At 44.6% G+C, this 25,787-nt stretch carries 29 protein-coding genes and 1 pseudogene; 6 read left to right on the forward strand and 24 right to left on the reverse strand.

All coding sequences use genetic code 11. The features are described 5' to 3' along the window. Positions 1 to 65: 65 nt before the first annotated feature. From L2W36_RS09585 to L2W36_RS09615, 7 genes are all read right to left on the reverse strand, one after another. Positions 66 to 893, reverse strand: coding sequence for a hypothetical protein (locus L2W36_RS09585; RefSeq protein WP_236109894.1), 828 nt, complete (start codon positions 891 to 893; stop codon positions 66 to 68). A gap of 11 nt (positions 894 to 904) precedes the next feature. Continuing rightward, positions 905 to 1,441, reverse strand: a complete 537-nt coding sequence (locus tag L2W36_RS09590; RefSeq protein WP_236109895.1) for a PadR family transcriptional regulator — start codon at positions 1,439 to 1,441, stop codon at positions 905 to 907. A 61-nt stretch (positions 1,442 to 1,502) separates the two neighbouring features. Beyond that, positions 1,503 to 1,727 carry a YqaE/Pmp3 family membrane protein gene (locus tag L2W36_RS09595; RefSeq protein WP_086027610.1) on the reverse strand — a complete coding sequence of 75 codons (225 nt, stop codon included), beginning with the start codon at positions 1,725 to 1,727 and terminating at the stop codon, positions 1,503 to 1,505. Positions 1,728 to 1,920: 193 nt separating this feature from the next. Further along, positions 1,921 to 2,535: an outer membrane beta-barrel protein gene (locus L2W36_RS09600; RefSeq protein ID WP_062458621.1), complete on the reverse strand. Its 615-nt coding sequence runs from the start codon at positions 2,533 to 2,535 to the stop codon at positions 1,921 to 1,923. A 97-nt stretch (positions 2,536 to 2,632) separates the two neighbouring features. Next, positions 2,633 to 3,643: a DUF1989 domain-containing protein gene (locus L2W36_RS09605; RefSeq protein ID WP_236109896.1), complete on the reverse strand. Its 1,011-nt coding sequence runs from the start codon at positions 3,641 to 3,643 to the stop codon at positions 2,633 to 2,635. A gap of 118 nt (positions 3,644 to 3,761) precedes the next feature. Further along, the gene (locus L2W36_RS09610; protein WP_006069349.1) at positions 3,762 to 4,061 is read right to left on the reverse strand and encodes a hypothetical protein; all 300 of its coding nucleotides are present in this window, start codon (positions 4,059 to 4,061) and stop codon (positions 3,762 to 3,764) included. Between the two features lie 12 nt (positions 4,062 to 4,073). Beyond that, positions 4,074 to 4,994, reverse strand: a complete 921-nt coding sequence (locus L2W36_RS09615; RefSeq protein ID WP_088878916.1) for a DUF1989 domain-containing protein — start codon at positions 4,992 to 4,994, stop codon at positions 4,074 to 4,076. 253 nt (positions 4,995 to 5,247) lie between these two features. On the opposite strand from L2W36_RS09615, the gene L2W36_RS09620 reads away from it, so the two are divergent. Together L2W36_RS09620 and yghU are read left to right on the forward strand one after the other, a co-directional pair. Next, complete coding sequence (locus tag L2W36_RS09620; protein ID WP_236109897.1) at positions 5,248 to 6,123, forward strand: LysR family transcriptional regulator; 876 nt, start codon at positions 5,248 to 5,250, stop codon at positions 6,121 to 6,123. Between the two features lie 145 nt (positions 6,124 to 6,268). Beyond that, entirely contained in the window at positions 6,269 to 7,129 is an 861-nt protein-coding gene (gene yghU, locus L2W36_RS09625) for a glutathione-dependent disulfide-bond oxidoreductase (protein ID WP_236109898.1), read from the forward strand. Positions 7,130 to 7,197: 68 nt separating this feature from the next. Here the strand turns inward: yghU and L2W36_RS09630 are convergent, their stop codons facing one another. Both L2W36_RS09630 and L2W36_RS09635 read right to left on the reverse strand, forming a co-directional pair. Further along, positions 7,198 to 7,584, reverse strand: coding sequence for a hypothetical protein (locus tag L2W36_RS09630; protein ID WP_236109899.1), 387 nt, complete (start codon positions 7,582 to 7,584; stop codon positions 7,198 to 7,200). Between the two features lie 237 nt (positions 7,585 to 7,821). Further along, the gene (locus L2W36_RS09635; RefSeq protein WP_038230704.1) at positions 7,822 to 8,481 is read right to left on the reverse strand and encodes a nitroreductase family protein; all 660 of its coding nucleotides are present in this window, start codon (positions 8,479 to 8,481) and stop codon (positions 7,822 to 7,824) included. Between the two features lie 312 nt (positions 8,482 to 8,793). Here L2W36_RS09635 and L2W36_RS09640 point away from each other — a divergent pair, with 312 nt between their 5' ends. Continuing rightward, positions 8,794 to 9,219 (forward strand): universal stress protein, encoded by a 426-nt coding sequence (locus L2W36_RS09640; RefSeq protein WP_006069355.1) that lies wholly within the window; start codon positions 8,794 to 8,796, stop codon positions 9,217 to 9,219. Between the two features lie 130 nt (positions 9,220 to 9,349). Next, complete coding sequence (locus tag L2W36_RS09645) at positions 9,350 to 9,946, forward strand: TetR/AcrR family transcriptional regulator (protein ID WP_088878921.1); 597 nt, start codon at positions 9,350 to 9,352, stop codon at positions 9,944 to 9,946. An 82-nt stretch (positions 9,947 to 10,028) separates the two neighbouring features. Here the strand turns inward: L2W36_RS09645 and L2W36_RS09650 are convergent, their stop codons facing one another. From L2W36_RS09650 to L2W36_RS09665, 4 genes are all read right to left on the reverse strand, one after another. Next, entirely contained in the window at positions 10,029 to 10,535 is a 507-nt protein-coding gene (locus L2W36_RS09650; RefSeq protein WP_236109900.1) for a porin family protein, read from the reverse strand. Positions 10,536 to 10,658: 123 nt separating this feature from the next. Then, on the reverse strand, positions 10,659 to 11,072 hold the full coding sequence (locus L2W36_RS09655; RefSeq protein ID WP_088878923.1) for a helix-turn-helix domain-containing protein: 414 nt from the start codon (positions 11,070 to 11,072) through the stop codon (positions 10,659 to 10,661). Between the two features lie 96 nt (positions 11,073 to 11,168). Further along, on the reverse strand, positions 11,169 to 12,656 hold the full coding sequence (locus L2W36_RS09660; RefSeq protein ID WP_062458657.1) for an MDR family MFS transporter: 1,488 nt from the start codon (positions 12,654 to 12,656) through the stop codon (positions 11,169 to 11,171). After that, complete coding sequence (locus L2W36_RS09665) at positions 12,653 to 13,678, reverse strand: HlyD family secretion protein (protein ID WP_006069358.1); 1,026 nt, start codon at positions 13,676 to 13,678, stop codon at positions 12,653 to 12,655. The genes L2W36_RS09660 and L2W36_RS09665 overlap by 4 nt, the downstream gene beginning before the upstream one ends. Before the next feature lie 237 nt (positions 13,679 to 13,915). Here L2W36_RS09665 and L2W36_RS09670 point away from each other — a divergent pair, with 237 nt between their 5' ends. Together L2W36_RS09670 and L2W36_RS09675 are read left to right on the forward strand one after the other, a co-directional pair. Beyond that, positions 13,916 to 14,839, forward strand: a complete 924-nt coding sequence (locus L2W36_RS09670) for a LysR family transcriptional regulator (RefSeq protein WP_236109901.1) — start codon at positions 13,916 to 13,918, stop codon at positions 14,837 to 14,839. 213 nt (positions 14,840 to 15,052) lie between these two features. After that, positions 15,053 to 16,618, forward strand: a complete 1,566-nt coding sequence (locus tag L2W36_RS09675) for a TonB-dependent receptor domain-containing protein (RefSeq protein WP_236109902.1) — start codon at positions 15,053 to 15,055, stop codon at positions 16,616 to 16,618. 74 nt (positions 16,619 to 16,692) lie between these two features. Here L2W36_RS09675 and L2W36_RS09680 read toward each other — a convergent pair whose 3' ends face one another. From L2W36_RS09680 to L2W36_RS09730, 11 genes and pseudogenes are all read right to left on the reverse strand, one after another. After that, positions 16,693 to 17,382, reverse strand: a complete 690-nt coding sequence (locus tag L2W36_RS09680) for a DUF4376 domain-containing protein (RefSeq protein ID WP_236109903.1) — start codon at positions 17,380 to 17,382, stop codon at positions 16,693 to 16,695. Positions 17,383 to 17,391: 9 nt separating this feature from the next. Continuing rightward, positions 17,392 to 18,162, reverse strand: coding sequence for a hypothetical protein (locus tag L2W36_RS09685; RefSeq protein WP_236109904.1), 771 nt, complete (start codon positions 18,160 to 18,162; stop codon positions 17,392 to 17,394). Continuing rightward, the gene (locus tag L2W36_RS09690) at positions 18,162 to 18,749 is read right to left on the reverse strand and encodes a YmfQ family protein (protein ID WP_236109905.1); all 588 of its coding nucleotides are present in this window, start codon (positions 18,747 to 18,749) and stop codon (positions 18,162 to 18,164) included. Before L2W36_RS09690 ends, L2W36_RS09685 begins: the two co-directional genes overlap by 1 nt. Then, positions 18,734 to 19,801 (reverse strand): baseplate J/gp47 family protein, encoded by a 1,068-nt coding sequence (locus L2W36_RS09695; RefSeq protein WP_236109906.1) that lies wholly within the window; start codon positions 19,799 to 19,801, stop codon positions 18,734 to 18,736. The genes L2W36_RS09690 and L2W36_RS09695 overlap by 16 nt, the downstream gene beginning before the upstream one ends. Then, positions 19,791 to 20,246 carry a phage GP46 family protein gene (locus L2W36_RS09700; protein WP_038229063.1) on the reverse strand — a complete coding sequence of 152 codons (456 nt, stop codon included), beginning with the start codon at positions 20,244 to 20,246 and terminating at the stop codon, positions 19,791 to 19,793. The genes L2W36_RS09695 and L2W36_RS09700 overlap by 11 nt, the downstream gene beginning before the upstream one ends. A gap of 2 nt (positions 20,247 to 20,248) precedes the next feature. Next, positions 20,249 to 20,854, reverse strand: coding sequence for a phage baseplate assembly protein V (locus L2W36_RS09705; RefSeq protein WP_236109907.1), 606 nt, complete (start codon positions 20,852 to 20,854; stop codon positions 20,249 to 20,251). Then, positions 20,848 to 21,936, reverse strand: coding sequence for a phage baseplate assembly protein (locus L2W36_RS09710; RefSeq protein WP_236109908.1), 1,089 nt, complete (start codon positions 21,934 to 21,936; stop codon positions 20,848 to 20,850). The genes L2W36_RS09705 and L2W36_RS09710 overlap by 7 nt, the downstream gene beginning before the upstream one ends. Beyond that, positions 21,933 to 23,252: a DNA circularization protein gene (locus tag L2W36_RS09715; protein ID WP_236109909.1), complete on the reverse strand. Its 1,320-nt coding sequence runs from the start codon at positions 23,250 to 23,252 to the stop codon at positions 21,933 to 21,935. Before L2W36_RS09715 ends, L2W36_RS09710 begins: the two co-directional genes overlap by 4 nt. Positions 23,253 to 23,929: 677 nt before the next feature. Continuing rightward, positions 23,930 to 24,820, reverse strand: a pseudogene (locus L2W36_RS09720) (tape measure protein); the annotation flags it as partial. Between the two features lie 236 nt (positions 24,821 to 25,056). Beyond that, the gene (locus tag L2W36_RS09725) at positions 25,057 to 25,428 is read right to left on the reverse strand and encodes a phage tail assembly protein (protein ID WP_236109910.1); all 372 of its coding nucleotides are present in this window, start codon (positions 25,426 to 25,428) and stop codon (positions 25,057 to 25,059) included. Beyond that, positions 25,428 to 25,781 carry a phage tail tube protein gene (locus tag L2W36_RS09730; protein ID WP_236109911.1) on the reverse strand — a complete coding sequence of 118 codons (354 nt, stop codon included), beginning with the start codon at positions 25,779 to 25,781 and terminating at the stop codon, positions 25,428 to 25,430. The genes L2W36_RS09725 and L2W36_RS09730 overlap by 1 nt, the downstream gene beginning before the upstream one ends. Positions 25,782 to 25,787 lie beyond the last annotated feature (6 nt).

Consider the following 25,787-nt stretch of genomic DNA (forward strand, 5'->3'; position numbering starts at 1 on the left):
TCTGCTGGCTTTTTAGTTTAGCCAAATACGCACAGGTCGGCGCACTACAATCATGACCATCCGAGTTATCGTTTACACATTAAATAGAGTTTCGATTTGGGGGTTGCAGATACGCTTTTTCCACTAAGAAACGCGGCCTGTTCCTCATCTAGCCAAAAGGGTAAAGCTACGGGCCATGCAGTCACATCAATATGACGTTTTAGAGCTTCAATATCCGGCTTAGTTACTAAACTGGCATTTAGCGATTGGCATGTTTGCTTCGCTACTTCATAAGAGAAACGTTGCCAACGTTGGTTAGCTTCCCAGTTAGAAATGCGTGGACTCTCCGGATAGGTAGGAATAAAGAAAGTCTGTTCGCCAACTTGTTGTTGGGTCTCAATAACAACCTTTGGTTCGTTGTAACTCTTAAGGACTGATGTCACTTGACTACGATTCGCAGAGATGAATACGTGCTGCCGGAGAAAAGTCTCTTTTTTAATCAGGCTTGAAATATAACGTCCAACCACCTTGGCATCGATATATTGAAAGTAAGGACCACTCAAGCATCGGTAGTACTCTCCGTCAAAAGATTGCACTAGGTTACTTTGCGTAGCAATTGCCACCTTTCGGTGAGTATCATCAACATGAAATGGATTAGAAGAGGCTCCGCATTGCACCCAATAAAAAGCCGGCTTTTCGTCAGGTTCATCATTTCCATACAGCCCCTGACCAATAGGACAGTCCGGTGATAGAAGCGGCAAAAATGATGAGTATCGCGTTGTATCACAACGCTCTTGTACGTACTCGGTAGCCGCACTTTCATGTTCAAGCGCTAACAGTGGAAAGCTATTGATAAGTAAGACGGTTAGAGCGAACCGTTTGTAGTGTGAAGCAAGCAAAGTGTACATTCCCAAAGCGAGTTCCTTTACAGCACTTCTGGAACGATCATGACCTCTCGCTCTAGCGTTTCATCAATGCATTCGTTTAGCCATTGAATTCGTGCTTGTAGCTGTTTACATTGAAGCTTAGCGGAAGAAGCTTTCTGCCTGTCGTGAGCAACATTGTCTAGATAAAGCAGAATGTTGTTCAGCGCTTGTTGAGTTTGGTGCAAGCCACTGAGCAAATGTGAATGTATGACATCACTAGAATCCATACTTCCGCTTGCCATCAATTTTGCGCACAGCTCATCTCGTGTTGCAGGAAATGCTAGCTTTCGCCCGAGCCAATTGGCAAGTGCCTCTCTCCCCTCTTTTTCAACTATATATTGTCGTTCTGTTGGCTTATAGCTGTGCTCGGTCGTACTCATACTAATCCAACCATACGAGGTCATTCGTTTTAGTTCGGTATATACCTGTTGAGAGTTAACTTGCCAGTATGGTAACGCATTGATAGTTCGAACTAACGTCGCACCATTCACCGCTTTTGTACTAAGGTGAGTCAATAAAATGTATTTGAGTGCCATATTCGCCAGATGATTCAAGGAGTTGGTTTAACATTCTCTAGAGCTAAGTTCAAAACCTTCTCTATTCATCATCTAAGGCAACATTTATTTTTTTATCTGTTTCGTATTGATTCAGTGCGTACACAGACCAAATAACCGCAGGTATCCAACCAATTAAAGTTATTTGCAGAATCAAACAGATCACCCCCGCTACAGGTTTTCCGATTGTGAAAAATTGCAACCATGGAATAAGAATCGCTATTAATAGTCTCATTAGTGTTTCTCTATTGACCAAAAAGTTGGTCATCTACCATTGAAAATATTGCACTAGTATATCTTTCACTCGAAAACATTGATGTCCGATTATTCTTGCTTTGTTTCCTTCATTCTTAATAGGTTGGCATCTATTAGAATCCGCGAACTCGGCCAATGCGCCAATTAATTACGGCAACCTAAAAACAAAGCCAGAAGAAATCAGGCGATCTCCTCTGGCAGTTCATTTAGAACTTAAACCCTACGGTAAAACCAAATTGGGCATTCTCTTTCACTGGGGTTCGCACTTCTTGGTTTCCGGTCATATAAAGACTTTGTACTCTTGCATCTGCATAAATACCCACAGGCGTGGTTAGCCTTAACCCTGCCGCAGACGTCAGATAATTTCCTGAAAAATTGCCACTATACGCACCAATGTTGTCTTGATTTCCGCTGTGGATGACGGCTAATGGCCCCGTGTTGTATGACTCAATAGAGCCACTTACGTGTGCGCCGCCAAAAGCCGCATACGGCTTTAAACCCCAGCCGTCCGCGATATTAAAAGCATAGCCGACTTCGCCTTCAATTCGCGCATCGTATCCATCAGTTTTGCCACCATACAGCGCATCAGAGGAGTAGTGATTGTTCTCACCATCGAATCTCATTAATGAACCATTAACTGAGAAAATCCGATTAAAATCATAACCAACCTCTATTTTAGGCTGTGCCTTTAATGTCCCTACCCCATCCACTTTCATCCCTGTTGTTGCTCCGGCTCCGATACGAAAACCAACATAGTCATTGCTTGCCTGAGCCATGCTCGAGAAACCCGTTACCAGTGCAACTAACAGTACTTTTTTCATTTACTACCTCTGTCTTTAGAAATGGCGCGCAAATAGCGCAAGTTACAACCGCCTAACCCCGCAAAAAAGCGGGGGAAGAAGGAGGAAGAGGTATGTACTACCTTGAAGCTAAGTGGGCTAATTCGACAGGTAGTTTAATCTCGTCGACTGGGCAATCATGGGCTAGCGTTTGGTCGCGCTTGGCAACACGCTCCAATGCAGCTTGTTCCCAACCTTGAATCCGCTTAGTGGCTTCGCCGTGTATAGGAGCAATACCCGTGTCATACACTTCAATAAACACATCGTTATTCTTAATCTTTGAATAGCAGGTGTGTTGGTCACCATAAGGACAGTTTGAAATCACAACATACAGGTCTTTTTCTGCGTACCACTCAATCGCCGTTCCATCTTTCACAGGTGGGGTTGGACACATTCGAGCTCGCGTAATTCTGTTCTCATCTTGGGTAAAGCGATTGCCTTGAAAGATATTCCAATCATTACGGTCCGAGAAAAATTGAATCACTTCCTGACGCAAGGTGTCATCTTCAATGTTAGCAATGGCAGGAATTCGCCCAAAGCCATGAATAAAGTTCTCATGACAAGAGTTACGCACGTTTTCTTTACCTTGTGCCAATCCAATCAACTCAGGAGAACAATGCGCTGCTAACCAAATATGCGAGAAACCTTCTGGTAATTCGTCATATGGGAACTCATCTTCCACCAGCGTCGCCATCTTTTCGAAATGACGACTTTGAGACCAAATACCGGAATATAGTCTTTGGTTAAGCCCTTCAACAGCTGTAGAGCTTAAATGACAGCTGTATTGCTCTAAGTCTGGGGTTACCATCAGCACGTCCATAATCTGAGTACGACCATTGTTACCTTTTGCGTTTGGACGCTGCTCAATACGAATAACCTGACCTTTTTTCACTAAGAAGGCATTACCGGTTTCTGCTTCAAGTACGTCCGTGTAAACCAATTGACGTTTTTCACCAGACTTAGTCGCCCTCACTTTTTGGTAGAAGTCCAAGTCTGGGCTGATTGCTCTCGCAAACGTCTCTACTGGATCAACATCAGAGTTATAACTAGAGTCGAAGTTTTCTACTTGATTTACATGTTTATGGCACATAAGTATTTACCTATGATTGCAACATCCATGTAGGCTACGGCCGAGGGTTCCTGGCTCGACTTCAGAAATTTAGTAAGCGTCCTTGCTCAGTTTTTGTCCTTTAGAAGATTGATGTCTGTTACTTACTATTGCGCTTTGAAGATTTAAACAACGTCTTAATCTTGCGCTTTATCAAGCCTACGAGAGGCTTTCCTAGAATGGCGATGGAGCCAAATAAAATGACTTCATTAATGGCAAACCCAATGCCGACTATCGATACCGTTTGTTCTGCTGACCAACTCATTGAAGCACCTAGCGCTCCAAGTCCTGCTGGCACAGCAAACATTCCTATGTTGGTAATAATGAAGGCAACCAGCGCCACCTTCTTTATCGGAGTATCAACCAACATTGTTAGATTTGAGTCTGGTTGATTCGACATAAAGACCCCTCTCTATTTAATCGAGTTATCTTTGGTCGCAATGCGTTGGTAGATTCGTTCTTCCCAACCACCGATATCTCCCAAGTGTTTGGTTTCCGGTTGAATTCCCGTGTCATAAACGCTCACATACACTGGGTTTGGACGGGCCTCTGGGTAAGGCAATGCTTGGTCTGCATAAGGACAATTGCTTACCACTACATAAATGTCTTTTTCAGCATAGAACTCACAGCCGACACCATCATCAACCGTCGGCGTAGGAGCTAAGACACAGCGCGTAATACCATTGTCGTCTTGAGTGAATTTATTTGGTTGGAACATGTTCACATCATTTCGGTCAGCAAACGTCTGTACCACTTGACGTCGTAGCGTTTCATTTTCAATAGCTGCAATTGCCGGGACTCGGTTGAAGCCTTGAATAAAGTTCTCTTGGCAGCTATTCACGTTGCCTTCTTCGCCATAACACATATGTAGCCATTCAGGGCAGCAATGCGCTGCAAAGAAGATGTGACTAAAATCTTCATCCATTTTTTCGTATGGAAACTCATCTTCAACCAAGGTTACGATTTTCTCCATATAACGGCTTTGTGACCAAACTGCGCTGTACAACCTTTGATTCAGACCTTCTACCGCGCTGGTATTTAGGTGGTCACCATATTGTTCAAGATCTGGAGTGACAAAATGAACGTCAATGATTTGAGTGCGATTATTGTGTAGGCTTGGACGCTGTTCAAAACGAATGACCTGACCTGCTTTCACCAAAAATGCATTACCCGTGTGAGGTAACAACACATCATCATAGACATGCTGGCGTGTGCCATTGGCTTTAGTGCCACGAACGTCTTCATAGAAAGCGACGTTTGGTGAGACTTTACGCTCATAGGTTTTTACTGGGTCAATGTCTTCGTTGTATACAGATTTGATGTCAGTTGTCATGGTCTTTACCTTCTCTAACTATAATAAAGCGCGTCCGTTCAACTATGTATTGTCAAAACGTTGTTGCCGTTTCCCCCTCTGACAACGCTTATATTAGTCATTTTTTCTGAAATACAAATTCAGTAAACCTTAAGAATAATTGACAGAACAAAACAAAAACCTTAGCAGCTACCCGGAGTTGCAAAGCTCATGAATTCACCTAACATTAAGTGTTATCTACAAGATGAAGAACTTAGGTGTAAGTTTTACTGACATGTTAACTGTTAATCTGCTCCAACTTCAGGCATTCGTTCTCGCTGCGGAAACCGGCTCTTTTTCTGCCGCAGCTAGGAAAATGAAAAAAACTCATTCAGCAATAAGCATGACCATCTCCAATTTAGAGTTAGATGTTAATCAAGCGTTGTTTGATCGTGCCACGCGAAACCCCACCTTGACGGCAGCTGGAGAAGTTCTTCTAAAAGAGGCCAAACTTGTCTTAGCACAATGTGAAAATTTTGAGCGCTTGGCTAATGAACTTGACCCAGAAGAAGAAACGGAATTTACCTTGGCGCTGGATAGTGTTTACAGCGTTCCGATGGAAAAAGAGATTCTGACGTTGCTCGCCGACAAATTTCCAAAGCTTAAACTTAAACTGGTCGAGAAGCCTTCCTCCGGAGTTATTGCATCAATAGTAAAAGGTGAGGCTAACATTGGTTTCACTCTGCTAGAGCAGCCTATTTTTAGCAATCTAGGATCCATCGCTCTACCTTCAGCGGAACTACTATACGTGGCTAGTCCCGAGCACCCACTAGCCAAGCTGGAAAAGGTGACACTCGTGGACTTACAACGTCACAGGCAAGCCTATCTTTCCCACGACGTCAACATTAAGGATACCAGCATCTCAGCCAACGTCTGGGAGTGTGAGTCTATATCCGCGGCCAAGACAGCTATCGCCTACGGAACTTGCTGGGGTATGGCGGTTGAACCCTTTATTAGACCGCAAATTACTTCAGGAAAGCTCGTAAAACTCAATGTTGAGTCATCGCTGAAAAAGAGTATTCCTGCGGCTTTGATATGGAAAATTGGTGATGAGTCAGGGCGGGTTCACAACGCAATTCGCGCTTTGTATACCGAGCAGAAGCTAGGCTGAAAGATCAGCAACTTTCTCGTCATATATTATAATTGAACGATTGTTCAAAACATTTGCGATACTAATAAAAACGAGTTAGGATTTTTCTATCGAGTCGGATTCTGATGAAGCAAAAAAGCTTCCATTCAATGCATTAGGAGATGCTATGAGTAACGAATATATCCCACCTAAAGTTTGGACTCACGACAGTGAAAGCGGCGGCCAATGGGCTAGCATTAACAGGCCGGATTCTGGAGCACGCCATGAACAAGCGCTGCCTTTTGGAGAGCATGCTTTACAGCTTTACTCTCTCGCTACACCAAATGGGCAGAAGGTTACCATCATGCTAGAAGAGCTGCTTGCTCTGGGTAAATCTGACGCTGAATACGACGCTTACTTAATCAACATTGGCGAAGGCGATCAATTTGGTTCTGGCTTTGTAGACGTTAACCCAAACTCAAAGATCCCTGCATTGCTTGATCGTTCCGGTGATACACCTGTACGAGTATTTGAATCGGGAAACATCCTACTCTATTTAGCAGAGAAGTTCGGTGCTTTACTGCCGAGCGATCCTGCTAAGCGCGTTGAAGCGATGAACTGGTTATTCTGGCTTCAAGGCTCTGCCCCTTATCTTGGCGGCGGTTTCGGCCACTTCTACGCTTACGCACCAGAAAAGTTCGAATACCCAATTAACCGTTTCACTATGGAAACAAAACGCCAGTTACATTTATTGGACGCTAGACTCGCTGAGAATCAATACCTTGGTGGCGACGAATACAGCATTGCTGATATCGCAACTTGGCCTTGGTATGGCAATCTAGTGATTAACAATCAATACAATGCCGCTGAGTTTTTAGACGTAGAAAGCTATCCAAACCTCATTCGCTGGGCTAAAGACATCGCAGCACGACCAGCTGTTCAACGTGGCCGTATTGTTAACCGCTCTTGGGGCGAAGAATGGGAAGCACTCGCAGAACGTCATAGCGCTGCTGATATTGATGCAGTATTGGCGAAGCAGCCTAAGTAAATAGCACCATTGAATCAATTTAAGAGCGAGTTCTTCCCTGTTCTCGCTCTTCGTTTGTATCTTGATAATTAGAAATACACCCTAAAACCCGCTCTGGCCTCAAGCTCTATATCAAATTGATCCAAATAGATCGCCGGGGTCACGTCCAAATAAAACCCCACAGGCTTCACTCTAAATTCCGCTCCAATTCCCGGTGTAAAGGCGATATAACGACTATTGCGATTCACATAGTGCCCACCTGCGAAAAAATAAATCGGCGTATTCTGTATGCCAAAAACTTTGTTGACACCAAAGCCCATTTTATCGTCGAGGCTGACGTTAAAACGTAAATCATTGTGTTTAACATCGAGTCCCCAATAAGGGTCGCCGACGAATAAACCAATACCGGTGTCTGCTTTAGCCATTGATACCGAAAATAGTGTAATGACTAAGAGTAGTCTGATACGTTTTTTCATTACTGTTCCACTGCTTGTAAAAGCCGTCAAAGTAAGTCAGTAATTTCAATATATTGTTAGCGGTCTATGGGCTTGACCTATGTTTCACAGTGCTGAATAACACTTGAGCAGAATTGACGCAGGCGTAACTCGGTAGAAATAGTTGCTCACATTTAGAATGTAAAACAAGAAAGTAGAAGGTAGGGTGCAACGAAAAACGACCGCCATAGGACGGTCGTTTGGAAACACTACATTATCTTAAAGTACCGTAATGATGTCTTCTTGAGCTAAGCGCGCCTTTGGTAAGCCGTAGTTGTAGTCTTCGCCATCTTTGTGGTAACCAAGAGCTAAAGCAAAGTCGCATACATAACCGCCCAATTCATCTTTAAAGGTATCACCGATCAACGCGGAATCGACACCTTCCATCGGAGTAGACGCAATCCCCATACGGGCTAGAGTGTGTAAAAGGTTGCCCAGTGCAATATACGTTTGTGCTTTGGTCCACTGGCCGTTGTAACCATTTTCATCGGTATTCAGCTCCGCAAAGCCAAACGCGCCATTCAACATTTGGTCAAACATTTCTGCAGGCAGGTGACCGGAAGTAACCTCTACATCCACCACTTTCTTATAGTCGTCTTTGGTGAAGTGTGGGTTATGCGCAAACAGAATCGTATGTGACGCCTCCTTGGCATGCGGTTGATTGAACTGATGCATGTTGGCGAACGTATCGTGAAAGCGCTGCTTAGCTTCATCACTTTCAATCACAATAAACTTCCAAGGCTGTGAGTTAATTGAAGATGCAGAAAGGCGAATCGCTTCTTTAATGACTTCCATATCTTCCGCAGAAATACGTTTAGCTGCGTCGTATTTTTTAGCTGTATAGCGGTTGTTTAGGTCTTTTATGATTTGATGAGTCACTGTGCTCTCTCCACTTATAGAATCTCTAATAGCTTGGGGGAATTATGCTTTTTTCGGTGAGTTTCAGTACCGTAAACCGCTACTCTAACCCTTAAGCCAAGCTTGTTGATGAGGTGTAGGTTAGGCGTATTGAAGGCGAAGAAAAAGAACCAAACGATCCAGACATTATGGACAATTAATTCCACAATACTAAAACGGTCAAGATTCAAACTTGCTCTGCTTATTTTCTCTTCAATCCGCGATCTCATCGACAACATTTTGAATAACATAGGACTATGCTAGTAATAAGACTTACAACGTGAGGGCATGGTTATGAAGTACAAACATATACTAGTAGCAGTAGAGCTTTCCAAAGAGAGCCACGTGTTAATAGATAGAGCCGTTTTTCTATCCGAGCTTCTGGATGCTGATGTGTCATTGATACACGTTGATGGCACCCATGGAGAAATTTATCCTGAACTAGTTGATATCAGACTCAACCCAGATCAGCGACCACTTCATTTAGAAACCATGGACCAACTGCATGAGTTTGCCGAGTACGCCAAATGTCCGGTTAAGCACTTCATTGTGGGTACTGGTGACTTGGGAGATAAGCTAAAGAGCGCCATTGCCGAGCATGGTTTTGATCTCATTATTTGTGGCCATCATCATGATTTTTGGAGCAAAATTGTTTCTAGCTCTCGACAACTTATTAATACGTCACCAGTGGATGTTCTTGTTGTGCCACTTGAAGAATAAAGTTAGATTCAAGGGCATACACACCTAGCTAGGCTGCTCATATGCAGCCTTTATTTTGCCTGCTTTCTTAATTTCTTCTCTGCCTGCTATACTGTTGAACAGTCGTTCAACAGTATAGATTTCTTCCGTTATGGCCAAACCAGCAAAATTTAATCGTAGTGAAGTTATCCATAAAGCCATGTTGCTTTATTGGGAAAAAGGATTCCACGCCACATCAATGCGTTGCCTGCAAGATGCTATCGATATGCGCCCAGGAAGTATTTATGCAGAGTTTGGTAGCAAGGAAGGCTTGTTTAAAGCAGCGATTGAGCATTATTCGACTCAGGGACAGGCTCGTTTAGACGATCTCGTAAAGCAGTTTTCTTCACCTCTTCAAGGACTTAAGGCTTTTATCTTACAGTCTGTGCAGCCTTGTAGTGTGGATAACCCTAACGCTATGTGTATGTTGGCTAAAACCGTCGCAGAACTTACCGAAGAAAATGAGGAGTTATTAGAGCTTGCGCGTTACTCACTTAGAAAAAATGAAGCCAAGTTTGCTGAAATTATTGCCGAAGCCCAATCCCTCGGAGAGGTCAATCAAGAACTCTCTCCTATGCGATTAGCGCAGCACCTTCAGATTCAGATTATGGGAATAAAGACCTATATTCATTCAACCAATTGTTCACAAGCACAAACACAAGCCCTAGTTAATGATGTGTTTTTAGGCAGTGTATTTAGAGTTGAGTGACAATACCTTAACCCCATAAAAAACGGTCTTTAATCATTGGATTAAGTGCAATCCCTGCACTCTGTTTCCTTCATCCTATTTACTAGAATCTATAATCTGCACCGAAGTGGACTGCAGATAATGAGTAATCTCGACCCGTAGCGACCGCGACATACTCTGCCATTAAACCAATGTTATCTGATACAGCATAGCGAGCACCAACCCCGTAACTTGGGCTACTAATATTTCGAATATTACTGCTGTAATCACCTGAGATATAACCACTCACCCTCGCTTGTGTTACGCCGAGTAAGCCATAGATTTCAATGTTCTCTTTCAACTCATAGCTACCACGTAAATAAACGCTGCTATACGAACTTAAGTTTAACTCGCTACTGTTCTCATCAACGCCTCCAAAACGGTATTCAGCTGAAATATTGTCGTTAAATTTAAAACCAGCCTGCAAAAATCCAGTGCCAGAGCTGAGGTTTTCAATTTGATTTTCTTGATTTCCATAACCTACACTCGCACCCACATAGATGCCGTGTGCCATTGAGGGTAACGCACATATTGTTGAGCCAAGAAGCAGTATTTTCTGAATAGCTTTCATATTAATGTTTCCTTGTTTATGAATTAGTCGCCTTTGAATCAGCAAGACGTATTATTCATAATCGGAACAACAAAATATGAAGACTAATATAGGCGTATTTTCATATTATGAACACACTAAGTGCTATTGGTTATCAATTTTCTTATGCCGCTTAAGCACATTAACTAAGTCGTATAATAACTCGATTTCTTCACTGTCCATCGACATCATTGTGTCCATCATATTGATTACACTAGCAGGGACAGCTAGTTTTCCACCATATTGACGATCTATTTCGTCTACAGGAAACATCTGCAATAGGCTGACATCAAATACTTTGGCTAAACGAAAGATGTCTCTAATCGTAAACTCACTGCCTTGCTCACGATCCATTTTACTGTAAAACGCAGTTTTACCGATTTGAGCCAGCTCTGCGACCTGATTCTTAGTCATTCGATTATGAACCATATAAGCTTCAATTCGTTCTATTAGCATAGCTCTAAAGCGATGTTCACTTTCACCATAGAACTCAAACCCTTCTGTTTCTAGCTCCGCCATAACACTCACTTTTTGCTAAATGTACATCTAGATTAGTTGAGTTTTCGTATTATGAAAATACTCGCATCTAGCAATATTGACTTCGCAGCATATCCGTTACTTAGAACGAATGAAAATCAGCATCGGCATCATAATCACAAACATCACTCCAACTAATTGGAACGTATGAACGTACGCAACCATCTGAGATTGTTCGTGCAACATCATTTGATACTGTTGCAACGCCAGTGGGTCGGTCATTGATAAGCCTTGCGATGCCGCCCAGTTTTGCAGTGCAGGATTATAGGTATTAAAACCTTCGCTTAGCGCATGCCATTGCTGCTGGCTATCACGGTACTGGTAAGTGGTGGCAATTGAGATACCAAATGAGCTACCGATAGTTCGGAACAAGTTAAAGATACTAGCGCCCGCTACCGACTCTTCTCTTGGTAATGTCAGATAGGCCAAAGACGATAACGTTGAGAAGGTCAAACCTAAGCCTAAGCCTTGAATAATACTTGGCGTTACGATCCAAAAAGTATCAATCTCCATCGAATACAGAGTCATGAGATACGAACCGATACCAATGCAGGTCAATCCAAATACTATCTTGAGTCGCGGATCAAACTGAGGATTCAGCCGAATCACCAGAATCAGCATACAAGCCGAGGCAAGACCTCTTGGAGCCATGAGCATTCCCGTTGTTGCAACCGGATAGTCCAGCAAGCTTTCTAAGAACATTGGCTGCTGAGTAGTCAAGCCAAACATGGCCATGGAGACGACTGCCATCATCAGCGACGACACCATCAAGTTCTTATCTCGCAACAGCCAAAGAGGTGCAATGGGACTCTTAGTTTTCCAGCTGCGATACGCCCACATAATCAAACCTATCACAGACAGGACAATTGCGGTTTGAATGATTCGGGAGTCTAACCAGTCTTCGTCATTACCTTTATCGAGGACAAACTGCAGCGCACCTACACCCAGTGCCATAAATCCAATGATCCACCAATCAAAGTTGGGTTTAGATTTATTCGATAGGTGAATGTATTTATAGATAAGCGCGGTACAAACCAAACCAAAAGGCAAATTCACATAGAAGATCCAACGCCAGTTGAGGTTATCCGTAATAACACCGCCAACAACTGGGCCTAAGATAGGCCCAAGTAGGATACCAATTGAAAAAATGGCCATGGCTTTACCTTTCTGCTCAGATGGATAAATCTGAACCAAGGTAGATTGAGCCAAAGGAATAACCGAAGCACCGAACGCGCCTTGAATAATCCGGAATAGCACCATCTCTTCCAAGGAACTAGCTTGGCCACACAGTGCACTCGCGATAACGAAACCGATAACAGCAACGAGCATCACTTTACGCTCGCCAAATCGCGACACCCAGAAGCTGGTCATAGGGATAAAAATAGCTTCCGCCATACTGTATCCCGTTAACACCCAGGTAATTTGGTCCGCCGTTGCCCCCAAAGCTCCCATCATATGTGATAGTGACACATTCGCCACTGTCATATCGATTAAAACCATGATGGCAGACAACATGACCGCTACGGTAGCGATACCTCGTTTATCAGCGGTGATTTGGTTGGTCATTTCGAGTCACTTTTCAGATCGACAGTCACCTCAACACTTGCACCTACACGAAGTTGAGGCGAGTTTTCTGGCACCTCCAATTTAAGTCGCACAGGGAAGCGTTGTTTAATTTTCACCCAATTACCTGTCGCATTTTCAGGGGGCATAAGAGAAAACGAGGTACCGCTGGCTGGCGATAAACTTTCTATCGTCGCGTTCCATACCAAATCAGGATACATGTCGATCTTGATCTCAGCCTTCTGACCTGGTTTAAGATGAGTGAGATCTGTCTCCTTGAAGTTAGCTCGGACCCAGTAGCTGTTGTCAATGATCACTGGAAACAGCGTTTGACCAACAGAAACAACCGTTCCTACGTGCGCACTAACTTCTCCTGATAGTCCGTCTACTGGCGAAGTAATGTCGGTATAACTGAGGTTGAGTTCAGCCTGAGCAAGCTGCGCTGCCGCTTGTTGGACGATAGCAGCTTCCAGTCCTTGCTCACCTCGATTCGCAATAGCTTTCTCAACATTTGCTCTTGCTTGCTCCAGGCTTGCCTGAGCATTAGCTAATTTATTCTTAGCAGTATCTAAGTCTTGTGGAGACGCCAATTTTCGAGTGACCAATGAATCAGTACGCTTGTATTCGATCTGCGCTTCGCTCAAGTTTGCTCGCGCTGCATCCAGTCCAGCAACCGCTTCCGTCACTTGTTTGTCAGCGACATCATGCTGCTGTACCGCTAACTGATATGCTGCTTTTGCCTGCTTTACTGCAAGTAAGTATGGTCGTTGGTCAATTCTAAGCAGCAAGTCGCCTTTGTTGATGCGCTGGAAATCCGCAACTTCAACAGAGACAACCTGTCCTTGAACCTGAGGAGCAACAGAGAGGATCTTCGCTCTAACATAAGCATCCTCGGTACTAGGATGACTGTCTGCATAGATCCATGACCAATACAGAGCACCAAATACTGCTGCACAAACAAGTAGAAAGAGAATTTTTGTCAAGCTAGAACGGGATGATTTTTTTTGATCGGAGTTATCACTCATTTACATAACCTACCTTTATATTTATGTGATCAGTGTAGGATTTTTTTATCACCAAACAATATTATGAGTTGAAACTTTATTAACCACTTTTACAGATTGAAAAATTCACTGAACAGTGTGCAATTGATATTAATCAAAATAGCTTATATCGATGAATTTTATAGGATTTAGTTGCTACTTTCGTATAAGTAGTGCTACTGTTTTTTCAGTTTTTTACCGTACCAGTACCTATCTTAAATGAATCTTAGCCAGCTAGATTTAAGTAATCTTCTGATATTAAAACACTTATTAGAGAAGAAACATGTTTCTAATACCGCGTTGACGCTGAATATCAGTCAACCGACGGTCAGTCGCGCTCTTCAAAAAGGCCGTGATTTATTTAAAGACGAACTTTTGGTACGCACTACTCACGGTTATGAATTGACTCCCAAAGGCGAACTAATTCGACAAGACATAGGCTCTATTCTGGCTATGTTGGACAATCTAGTTGATGGTTCTGAATTTAACCCAAGCGAATCACGCAAGACCATCAAGTTTTTCGGTTTAGTCCCTCAGGTGAATTGGCTATTGCCTCCCGTGTTTATGCACCTTAGGGAACATGCGCCTAATATGGTCCTCGATATTGATACTGTCCCTCAAAAGCATTTCGATAAATTAATTGCGGGCGAAGTACACTTTTCTATCTCGAGCCAAACGCCGCCGGCAGCCGACCAAAACCTGTATCGAATGCTCATCGCCACTCGTGATTTTCGCCTGCTTATGAACAAAGACCACCCTTTGGCTCAGCAACCCTTAACTCCGGATAATTTAAAAGATTGTCACTTTGGGCAAATATCGCTCCATGGCGACCGAGCTCTCTCTATCCAAAGTCGTTTTAACGACATCGGTTTGTCCACCAATGACCGACCGCTCTCTACACCATTGAGATTAAGTAACTTCAATGCTGCGCCAAAAATGGCTGAAATGTCAGACGTCATTTTCCACCTCCCTACGCCGTTTGCAGAGGATGCCGCACGCAGTCATAACGTGGTGACGAGAGAAGTACCTGAGGAATTACGCTCACCTTACAGTGACATTTATTTGTATTGGCATAAACGCTACCACAATGATCCCATGTGCCAATGGGTTAGAGAAATATTCAAAACGCTCTATCCAAATTAATTTTTGTTACACAAAATCATTGAAAAAACAGCCAATTTTCACAGCAAATTCACCTTAACTACACCTCATTTACCTCTATGCTATTTATGAATAGTGATTATGCAATTTCCGGATGCTAGTTATATTGAGCCAATTTATGGATTGACATCTAATGACAATAGTTATCATTAGCAATACCTTTCCCATAAAAATACTCCAACTATTAGGTTTAATATGACCCGCATAACACATGCAATTACGCCCTTAGCAGTGGCGATTTCGACAATCCTTTCTTACCCAGTAATCGCCCAAACAGACTCAGAAAGTCATTCGGATACGCGTATCGACGAACAGATGGTTATTACTGCCACGCATACTGAAGTATCGACAACGAAAGCACCGGCTTCAATCTCAGTCATCACCGAAGAAGATATCCTATCCGAACCAGGTCTAGCACTGAATGACTTAGTCAAAAACATTGCTGGTGTTGAAAGTCAAATGGACGGAGGTAGAGCTGGACGTGAAATGATTTCTATTCGAGGCATGGATGCTGGGTTCACTATGATTCTAGTAAACGGTCGTAAACTCAGCTCTTCGAACGCAGTATTCCGTGGCAATGACTTTGATCTTGCAGCGGTTCCTAAAGAGAGTATTCAGCGCATTGAGATCATTCGTGGTCCAATGTCCGCGCTTTATGGTTCAGAGGCGCTAGGAGGCGTAATCAACGTTATCACCAAGAAGCCAACCAATGAATGGCAATCTCAAGTCAGTGGTGATTATGGATATCGCGACGACGATGGTGGTTCTGAATACACCGCAGGATTTAATACATCTGGCGCGTTACTAGAAGATGAACTGTTTTTATCACTTTCTATGAATAAGTCTTCTCGTGATCCGTGGCACGCCTTTTCTGGTCAGGGGGTTAGCGACAATGGAAATGTCTATGACCGTTCTCAAGCAACCACTTTAGAACAGCGAGACACCCTTACAGCAAGTGGTAGTCTCCAGTGGTATATCAACAACGAGCACGATCTGGCGTTTGACTTTAGCTACGCTGACGACCAGCGTGATGGCGTGATTGAGTCAACCAATGGTCTAACAGACTCTGAGTCTAAAGTCGTTCGTAATACTCAAGCTTTGACCTACAACGGCACCTATGATTGGGGTGATGCGTTACTGCGATATAATCGTGATGCATTTGAAACCAAAGACAATTTCAATGACAGAAATGCCGACCTAGGTTTATATGATGTAAATGAAGTCAATCATACTGTTGACGGACACGGCACTACAGTCATTGGCAATCACACATTGACGTTTGGTGGAGAGTGGAAATACACCGAACTAAAGAACCCAGACAGCCTGACTCAAACCGGCAAGGCAACGGTTAACCAGCAAGCACTATTTATCCAGGATCAATGGGCATTGAGCCAGAAAAACACACTAACTTACGGTACGCGTGTTGATATGCATGAAAGTTTTGGTACTCACTGGAGTCCACGAGCCTACCTCGTTCATTCTGCAACGGATCAATGGACGATCAAAGGTGGCGTAGGTACTGCATTTAAAGCCCCCTCTTTAACTCAGTTATCCTCTGAAAACATCGTCAACAGCTGTAAGGGTAACTGCCTACTCGTCGGTAACCCTGACCTGCAGCCTGAAACAAGTCTTAACTATGAGCTCTCTACAAGTTATGTCGATACCTATTGGTCGATGGAAGCTGGATTATTCAGAAATGAAATTTCTAATCTAATTGACCGAGACCTCGATAATCCGGTTGTAGCGCGCCTCGGCGTTTGAACAACAAAGCCTAGTAAATTGCGCAAACCGTTAAATGCTCAAAATACTAGGCTTAAATGGTATTTAAAGGAGGTTTATTCGTCTGACCAACCGACTGGGTAATTCAGAATCTCATCGAAGTCTGTTAGGGCTTCCACTTCTTTCTTCATTGTGCGCTGTCTATCGTGGATAGCAAAACCAAGTTCACTGATAGCAATCTTTACCTGTTTCAAATCTTCAAGTGTCATACCTTCATGATCTACATTGTTAGCATCAGTCCAGTATGGGGGCATAGCGGCTGTCAGTAACGTTGAATCTATACGTAAGCGAGCAGCTGGCCCCGCATCCCAATCAGTACCAAGAGCCTGTACAGTTTGCTGCTCGTCGTTTTCCAAAGACGAACGCCAAGAGTTAATTTCAGCATGCTTAGATTTGGTTGCTTTAGTTTCGTTACTTGTCCACACCCCACCTTTAAAATCATGATAGGGCGTTGGAGGTACTTTGATAGTGTAGTCATTGGTTACATTTGATTCATCATCAAACTCTTTCGGTGACTGTGTTTCTTTATGGTAGGCCGTGACCGCTTTGTGCTTTTTGATCACTTGCCAACTATCGTCACTCAAATTTATTTTTAACGATTGAGTACTTGGATCATGATTAGGAAGAGGCGATAAAGAAGCACATTGTGGTATTAAAGGGGTCTCATAACCCGCTGATATATTCAATGCACTAGAGTGTGTATACAGCAAAGTCTTCGGGTGATAATGGTGGGCTGTTTGGTTCATTTGGTACCTCTATGCTGGGATTTTTCCACGTTCGATACAAATATTGACATGACCTGCTTTAGGTCTATTTTCATTGGCGGTAGGAACTACTCGTGAAGCATCAAAACCTACTTGGTTATTGAGTTTATTAGTAGAGCCTTGAACTGAATCTTCTGTAGCTGGAGTGTTATATGAATAAAATACCCCTGTACCAGCAAAATCAGATATTCTTCGACCAGAAAAGTTGCCAACAATATTTCGTATGGCGTCTCCAAGAGTCTCTCCTAAAACTACGCCAGCTGGATTACCACGAGCAAAATGACCTAAGTACCAGTTAGGTAAGCTGAATGTCGTTGAGCCATCCCCATCACCGTAATACATCGCGTACTGTTCGGGATTAGCGTCTTTAGTCGCTTGCGCAATAACAAGTCCACTGGCTGCCGCATGAGCCCACAGCACATCGTCTATTGTTCTTGAAACAATGGAGCCATCAGCTTTCAATAACCAATCAGGGATTTGCGCAGAGTGGATTTCGGCCTTTTGACCAACGCGATATTGAAGTGAGTTAACCGCTGAAGCTTCAAGTAGTTTCTGAAGGTGATCGAACTTGTCTGGGTCGAATGCAACACCTTTAGCCGATAATGCAGTCTGAAACTCTCGAATCACTGCATTAAACCAATCCTGTCCTGGGTAACTTGGTGCGCCATTGTCATTGCTCTCACTGAAGTAACCAGGCGAACCGACTCTTGGCTTGAGTGCGGGCACGTTCTCGACCTGAGAGCCATTATTTAAGGGATGCATTACACGCTCTCCTCATAGATGAATTCATAGTATTTACCACCTAACTTGAACTGGTTTAGGGTACATTCCAGAATAGCGGCGATTTGAGATACTAACGGGGTTAAGCAATCGTCTAGGCAGGTAGCGTAAGCTTGGGTAAAGCCTTTGACGTGAATACGTAAGAGATGACGGTACTTCTCTTCATAAAGTGGATAAGTACAACCACGCAAACAATGGTGAGGGAAGATTTCTTCTACCTCGATATCAAACCCTAAATCAGCGCCTAGCTTGTCGATGTTCCATGCTTGCAAGCCACCTTTACGGTGATACTTTTCAACCACAGCGGCACGGCGAGATTCAAAAGTATTATTCTGCACCTGACACTCAGGCAGTCCCAGATACACTTCCCACTCATCAATCATTTTCTGAGTGGTTTCAGGGCGCATTTCAAGTCGTAGACTATCAGCACTAACTTCTGCTGCTTCCAGTCGCGGCGCATAACCTGCGGCGTACTTATAGAGATCTAATGATGTAGAACGTTGCCACAGGATACCCCGTGGCATTTGCGCCATTATCGAATTTGTCCATTGCTCTACGGTGTGGCCCATGTGATCACTCCGAGGTCATGTAACTCATTCGATGCAGCAGGAACGTCTGCGTTTAGGTCTAGCGTGTAGTCTTCGACGCCAGTCACTGAACCAATCGCAGTACGCACTGCGCTCACCAGTAGCGTGCTACCAGGACTGAGCGTTTTAAAGTACCCATCAATACTGGTTTGAACACTGGCACGAAGTTCTGTGGTGTCTGGGGTCAAGTTGATATCTAAATCGGTAGTCTTGAGTGATAGAGCAATATCAACGGCTTCGATACCAGCTGGACGGCCAACATCTGTCCCTGTCGCTGGGTCTTGATGGCGGTAAATATAAGCACTCATCACTTGCTTATCTGTCACCGTGGGTAGAATGTCCTGACGCCCATCGAAGACGAACGCATAACCCATCGTTGAACCACCTTGGTAGGCATCGATGGCCCATGCACGAGTCACCCCTGCAACTTCACGGCACCAAGCCACATAGTCATGCACTGCACCGCCCATAGGTGGATTTCGTTTGCGAAACAGCAAGCGCTCTAACACCTGAGAGACAGGCTCAATATCCGCACCACCTGAAATATCGCCAGTGATGCCGTTAGGTTGAATACCTGGCACGGTTGAAACCAAAGTAAGCGTCTCACCTGCGGCTAGATTGCCATCGGCTCCTGCTTCTTCAGCTTCCACTTCAACGACCACGTTACCACCCGATGGCGCATTGGATAGCGTGACTCGATACAAGCGCCCATCAGAATGCGTCATCACCGTATCCACAGGAATAGGCACATCACCGACAAACGTTACAGGGCCAGCGGCATTAGTCGCAAGCTTTTGAATCACGCCTTCATAACGCGCCGCATCAATAATGGTTTGGTCTTCAGACTCGGTAGACGGGATGATTTGACGCACGATCCAAGTCTGGTAGTCGTAAAGGTCACGAACGCTGCCACTTACGGCAGAGTTTAACGCTTGCTCGATACCAAATTTCGGAAGCACCTCATCTAACGAGGCTTCAATATCGATTAAACCGCTTTCAATCAGTTGTCGTAGCGTCGGAACGTTAAACGGCACGTTGCGCCTCCCATCGTTTAGAAACCGTCAGTGAAATCACTTCACCGTCCGGTTTGGTAATATCGATATTCAAGGCCAAGGTTTGAAAACGGGGAATCGAACCAACGACAGTAACACTTTTTGCCATCTGACCATCACCGCTATCAACAAGCATCCAGGCAAGCGCATCTTGTGCGTATTTCACGGCGCGATTTCGCACATCGGTAGTCAGCTTTTCTCGATACAAGAGCCAAAGCTTTGAACCCCATGGTGCATCATAGAAAGTGTCCCCAGGCCAACCGCGAAGGTCGCCTGAATCGTCAGGCAAGGTATCAGAGTCTTCAGCGCGAGCATCAGTAAACAGTGAGATCAAAACGAGGGCAGAAACTGTGTCATCTGCGACACTTCCGCCCTCGATAATGACTCCTGTGTTCTTCATCATGTCGAACACAATGCTTACGCTCATAACTAACCCACTGGTACTGATGTATTCCTGTTCTCTGCGTCTTTGTGGAAGTGACCAAGGTAGCTGATATTGCCAGCGGTCAAGTCTGAGCCGCCAACAACACTGGCAGACGTAATGCCCCCAGTGGCGAAAATACCTAAGTCCGTTGAAATGCCACCTGTGACATGCAAAGGGCCTTGAATTAATGTTTCAGGGGAAATAATAGTGAGGGAGTTGCTTAATTCTAAAGTCACATCAGTTGCTGTTATTACCACCTTGCCATCCTTGGTAAGCCTGATTTGGTGACCTTCCAAATGGTAGAGAAAAACATCGCCAATTTCACCTTTTGGTCGCACTTTTTTGTCTTCAACGGCTAACGCAACCAGGTTCCCAAGGTTGCCACCTAGAGCGGCAAGAATGGCTTCACTTCCCGTTGGTGGGACAGAGCTCATTCCGTAGTTCTGGAAGCGCTCGATGTTATCCGCAGACTCATCGGAATGGATCTGCACCTGGACATTCTGACGCTGCAAGTCTTCCACAATACCAGAGACTAACGCACGGGTGACCATGCCAGTGATACGGCGCTTGATAGGTGCAAGTAACTTCTCGATATGTCTCATGGTTACCATTGACCACCTCCCACTTTCGTTTGCTTCTCGGCTTCAGCAGGAATATCGAACGCTTCAGGATTCACAACGCTAATCACAGCCAAACGCCCCCCATCGTCTTCACTGAACATAACTGAAGCAATCAACAGCGCTTCATCCAGACCGATGATTTCATCCTGAACGGGAACAAGCGTATTGAAGTTCCAGAGCTTACCCGTTTGAGGAATGCGCCACCCTGTCACCGTATACTCGGCACCATTGGCTTTGGCAATGCTGCGCTGGCGTTCCCACTGACCGCGCTTGGCTGCACCCTCTGCGGTTGTGATTTCCTCATTGACAATAATCATGGGGCGATAGCGGCTAATCTCTGCATCTTTCACTTCGGCTTTGATACCACCCACCGTGGACAAAGGTGAGTCGTCCCATGATCCAAATGCTGCACCTACAGCCTTGATAGTGAAGCTGCTAAAACGCTGACGCCAACTAAAGCGACCACGAGCGGCTTTCACGTTCTCACCCAGTATCAGTGATACGCCTGCTCGCTGTGTGCTTCTTCGCGTAATGACCAAATTGCCATAGGTATCACTGGTGAGCAGAACGCCACGCTGACGGGCTAAACGTGCCAGCAGCTCATGAGGTGTTTCACCTTGTTCAATCTGGATGCGGGCAAAAGCTTCTCCTACATCCGTATTCACGATCACTTTGATACCGAAAGGCTTACACACGGTTTGAGCAATCTGGGTTAACGTCTGATTATTGAATTGGCCGGATGGGTAATCTATAGAGCAATCCACAAGGTCAGCGGTTTTATCTCGGCCACTGACAGAAATGATCACTTGGTTAGCATCATAACTTGGCACCCAGTCATCGACGTATCCTGTAATCACGCGCTCACCACCAATCTCAACAACGCAAGGCTCACCCTGTTTAATCGGCTCCATGAACGCTTGGTACTTAGCGTCTGAATCCTGCCACTTCCACGTCAACTCCAAATCAAACGAGCCTGACATCGCTTCTAATGAACGAGTGACATTGATTTTTGTCCAGCCACCATAAACATTGCCGCCTGCCTTTAAAAGGATTTCATCCAATTGAGTTGTCATGAGCGAATAACCTCTACGGAATCTGAAGGCAGGATAAATGAAGGATTAGCCAAACCATTACGACGCACAATACTTTGGCGCGTTTCGGTATCAGCGTTCTCTTGCCATGCCACCAAAGAGACAGGAACGGTACTCACTGGCGTGTAGACGCTAAGTTGAGGAAGCAGCTCAGCACGAGATCGAGTATCCGCAAGTACCGCTTGGCGAAGCAATCGAAACTGACGCCAAACAGCAGAGTCACCCAGCTCTACTGCATCAGCAGAACGCTCGGCAAGTTCATTGGCAATGTCATAGCCTGTTTGCTTTAGCTGTTGACCTGTTAATACCGCCTTGCGTTCAGCACCGGATAGGCTTTCAATGTTCTCTTCCTGGTCGATAAGATCAACACTGAGGTCTGCCTCACCCATGGCTGAAGCTTTAGATACCACCGCAGAGTTCAAAATAAGACGCTTATAGGCATCCGCATTGGAAAGCACCGCCGCTTGTTTGGTCGGGTTCGCTACACCAGGAACAGAGCTGGCAAAGCCGTTTTCACTTTCAATGTTACGACTTAAACCACCTGTGACTGCCAACTCGGCACGCATACCTTCCCAACGGCTTTGCACGTTCTGGTAAACATCGAACGCACGGATAGGGTCAGTCACTACGCCTTTGACGTCTTCCAATAAGCCCATGGTTTCTCTTGCCAGTTCACCAGGGTAAGCCAACAAGTTACCAATCGAGTCTTTGGTGCGCATAAGGCGGTCAGTCCACTCACGCAGCTCACTAGGAAGAGAGGGCAAGCCACGGGTAAACTCATCCAAGTCATCAAGAAACTGATCAACCATATCGCCAACGCCTTCAGTTGCACTCTCATCAAAGTCCTTTTCAAAGGCATCGTTTGCAGCATCTTGTGCTTTGGCTGATTCGGTTTGCACCTGGTTGGCCGTATCACGTTTAGCGGTAGGGAACAGGTTTTCACCCTGCTCAAATACTTCAAAGCTAAAGGTGGCAAGTCCATCAGTTTTGTTCACCAGTTTATGGCTAACTTTACCAATCTGAACCTTACGTACACCAAACCAAGGGTGAATAAACTCACATGGCCCTGGCTTATTCAGAGCTTCCAAAATATCACTGAGCTGCTGCATGTAGTCATCACCCACACAGCGGCCACTGATGCGCTCTTGTGTTAAGACCTTGCCATTGTCTTCGGTATAACCCACTTCCTTTTTAGGGTAAGCATGAGGAATAGCACGACGGCCAGATTCGCCGTCTGCTTCATCTAGAAAGAATTCCACCCCACGAACGGAGGCCATTAAACGATCTTCAAATGCCATTTATAGCCCCTTTAATTTGTGCCGGTGTCTGGGTCGATTTGGATAGTGGGAGATGATGAAGTAACGGAAGTTTTAGTCCTATCATCCGAGACATCAACTTTTACATTTACTTGCCCACTAACAGGATAATTAGATTGACCGCCAATCTGGTTGTAATTGCCCGTTAAGTATGAAGGTAAGCCTTGTTGATTTTGTTTATTTAAATATTCATTCGCGAGGTTAACCGCGGTTTGCTTTGCAGGTTTGGCATCTGATGAGCCAAATACACCGGGAAAAACATCAGCAAGTTTGGTGGCTTTGGCCCACTTACCAAAATCAGTATCTCCAACTAAAGAATCAAGCACAGTATCTACAAGCGGATAGATAACTGTCGCAGCAGCAGCGCCTTTTAAAGCAGTACCAGTTTTACTTGATTTTGTTTTTTTCGAATCCGTTGTATCGGAAACATCTCCAGACAGACCACCCATGCCACCACTTGGCATATTAATGACGTAAACAGGCATCGCCCCCAACTTCTCTGCAATTTCTCCAGCTTTTCCACCAGAGCCTTTGCCAACAAGTCCGGCTGCACCTTTCAATAATGGAGCACCAATTCTTATCGCTTTATTCAAGGCGTAAACTGAAGCTAAAATCTTAGCTAAGTTGCCATATCCGCCAACTGCATCGCTAATTGCTGAAGCGCCATTCCCAATGGCTCGCAGCACTGGAAGTAATTCTTGACCAACTTCCTTTACGGCACCAGCAAACTCAGCAGCAGCTCTAAAAGCCTCAACGAGATCTTTACCTACTGTTTGTACAAGTTCATCGTACTCACCCGTTTCTTTCATCTCATCAAGCATTGAAAGGAAAGTACCAAGCTCATCTTTTAATACATCGAACGCACCGCTTTCCATTACGTCTTTTTGGAAAACAGACCAGTGATCGCCCATGTTGGAAATCATACCGTTCCATGTCTCCATCTGCTTTTTAGCCGCACCTTGTGAAGATTTACCCATTTGGTCTATGAGATCTTTAATAGCGTTTCGGGTAAGCTGGCCCTTGCTTGCCATATCTTGTAATTGCGCAGCCGTATATCCGAGCCCGTTATTTTTACCTAGGTCTTTACTAGCCTGCACAAGGTAGTCCCAAACCGGAACGCCACGCTCCAACATCTGAAGAGCTTCTTCACCCTGTAGCTTTCCTTTCGTCCATGCTTGACCAAGAGCTGTCGCTATACCATCTACTGATTCAGCTGTCCCACCCATCATTGCGGCTTGGTCGGCAATAGCTTGCATCGTGCCATCCATAGGATCGAGGCCAAAAGCTTTAAGCTTTACGAATGACTGAGTGACTTCGTTTACTGCGTAGGGGGTGTTTTGAGTAAAGTCTTCAATCCATTCTAAAGCTTTCGCTCCTCCTTCTTCTGAACCTTGCAGCTTATTGAGCATTACTTGATAACGTTCAAACTCAGCAGCCGTTTTAATAAATGTTCTTTCAAATGCAAAAGCCACTGCTCCCGCACCAAGAACAGTACGGTTACCAAAAGTATCGATACCTTTACTTGCCGATTTAGCTGATTGTTCCATCATATTGAATGCGCTTTGGCTTTTTTTCCCAAGAGTGGATATTGATTGCGAGTATTTACTTGCTTTAGAGGCTAGATTGCCCTGCAAATTCAGAACAATATCGGTTTCAAGTTTTTTAGCCATGCTCTTTTCCTTCGATAAGCGGCGGTAGCATTTCAAAAATATGACGGATAGGAAGGACTTTTAAATCGCTGACTGGATACCTTGCTCCCATATTAAGGAGCAAGGTTCTAAGCGGTTTAGTCAGCGATTTCAGGTCGCCCCCGCGATTCGAGAGCCTCCGTTACTTCTTCTGGAACCATTGCATCATCTAGCTCAGAAGCTTTTGACTGGATAAGGTTAAAATCCTCTTGTGACAATCTCAGCAATTCTTTTGCAGAGAATGGGCCTTGGATCTTCCCGATAAATTCCACTTGACGACACAGTAATTCCATCCCCATTTGAACATTACTGGTGTAAGCGTATGGACGGCCCTCAATCAACCCTAACTTTTCAGAAGCCAATTGAGCGTCAAAAACATCTCTCGGAGTGAGCTCTCGAAGGCCAACTTCATATCCAGTGTTATCTCCCGATTTAAGGCCATCCTTAAGTTCAAAAGTAAGAACTGCCATTAGATTTTCTCCGCTGGGTTACCTTCAAATGTGCCCGTAATCTCACCGGAGTCACTCAACTGAAACGGCGCTTGGGGGGACGCACCAGTGATCATATAGTCCACGCCGTTATCACCTTCCCAGGTTAACGTGGCATCGGTGATATTGTTGATCTCCACCACATCGACATCTTCATCTGCCGCAATGACCACTGCTACCGTAGAAGGCACGAACTCTTTTGATTTACCCCAAATACGGTTTGGCCCAGAGTGCGAAACATGATTGAAGCCACCAGGGTTCAGATTCGACCCCTTCTTTGTTTTTAATTGTTTGCTATTCGCTCGAATAACAACTTGACCAAGGATTTGTCCCATGGTGCG

The sequence above is a fragment of the Vibrio sp. McD22-P3 genome (assembly GCF_021568915.1).
Taxonomy (GTDB): domain Bacteria; phylum Pseudomonadota; class Gammaproteobacteria; order Enterobacterales; family Vibrionaceae; genus Vibrio; species Vibrio mediterranei.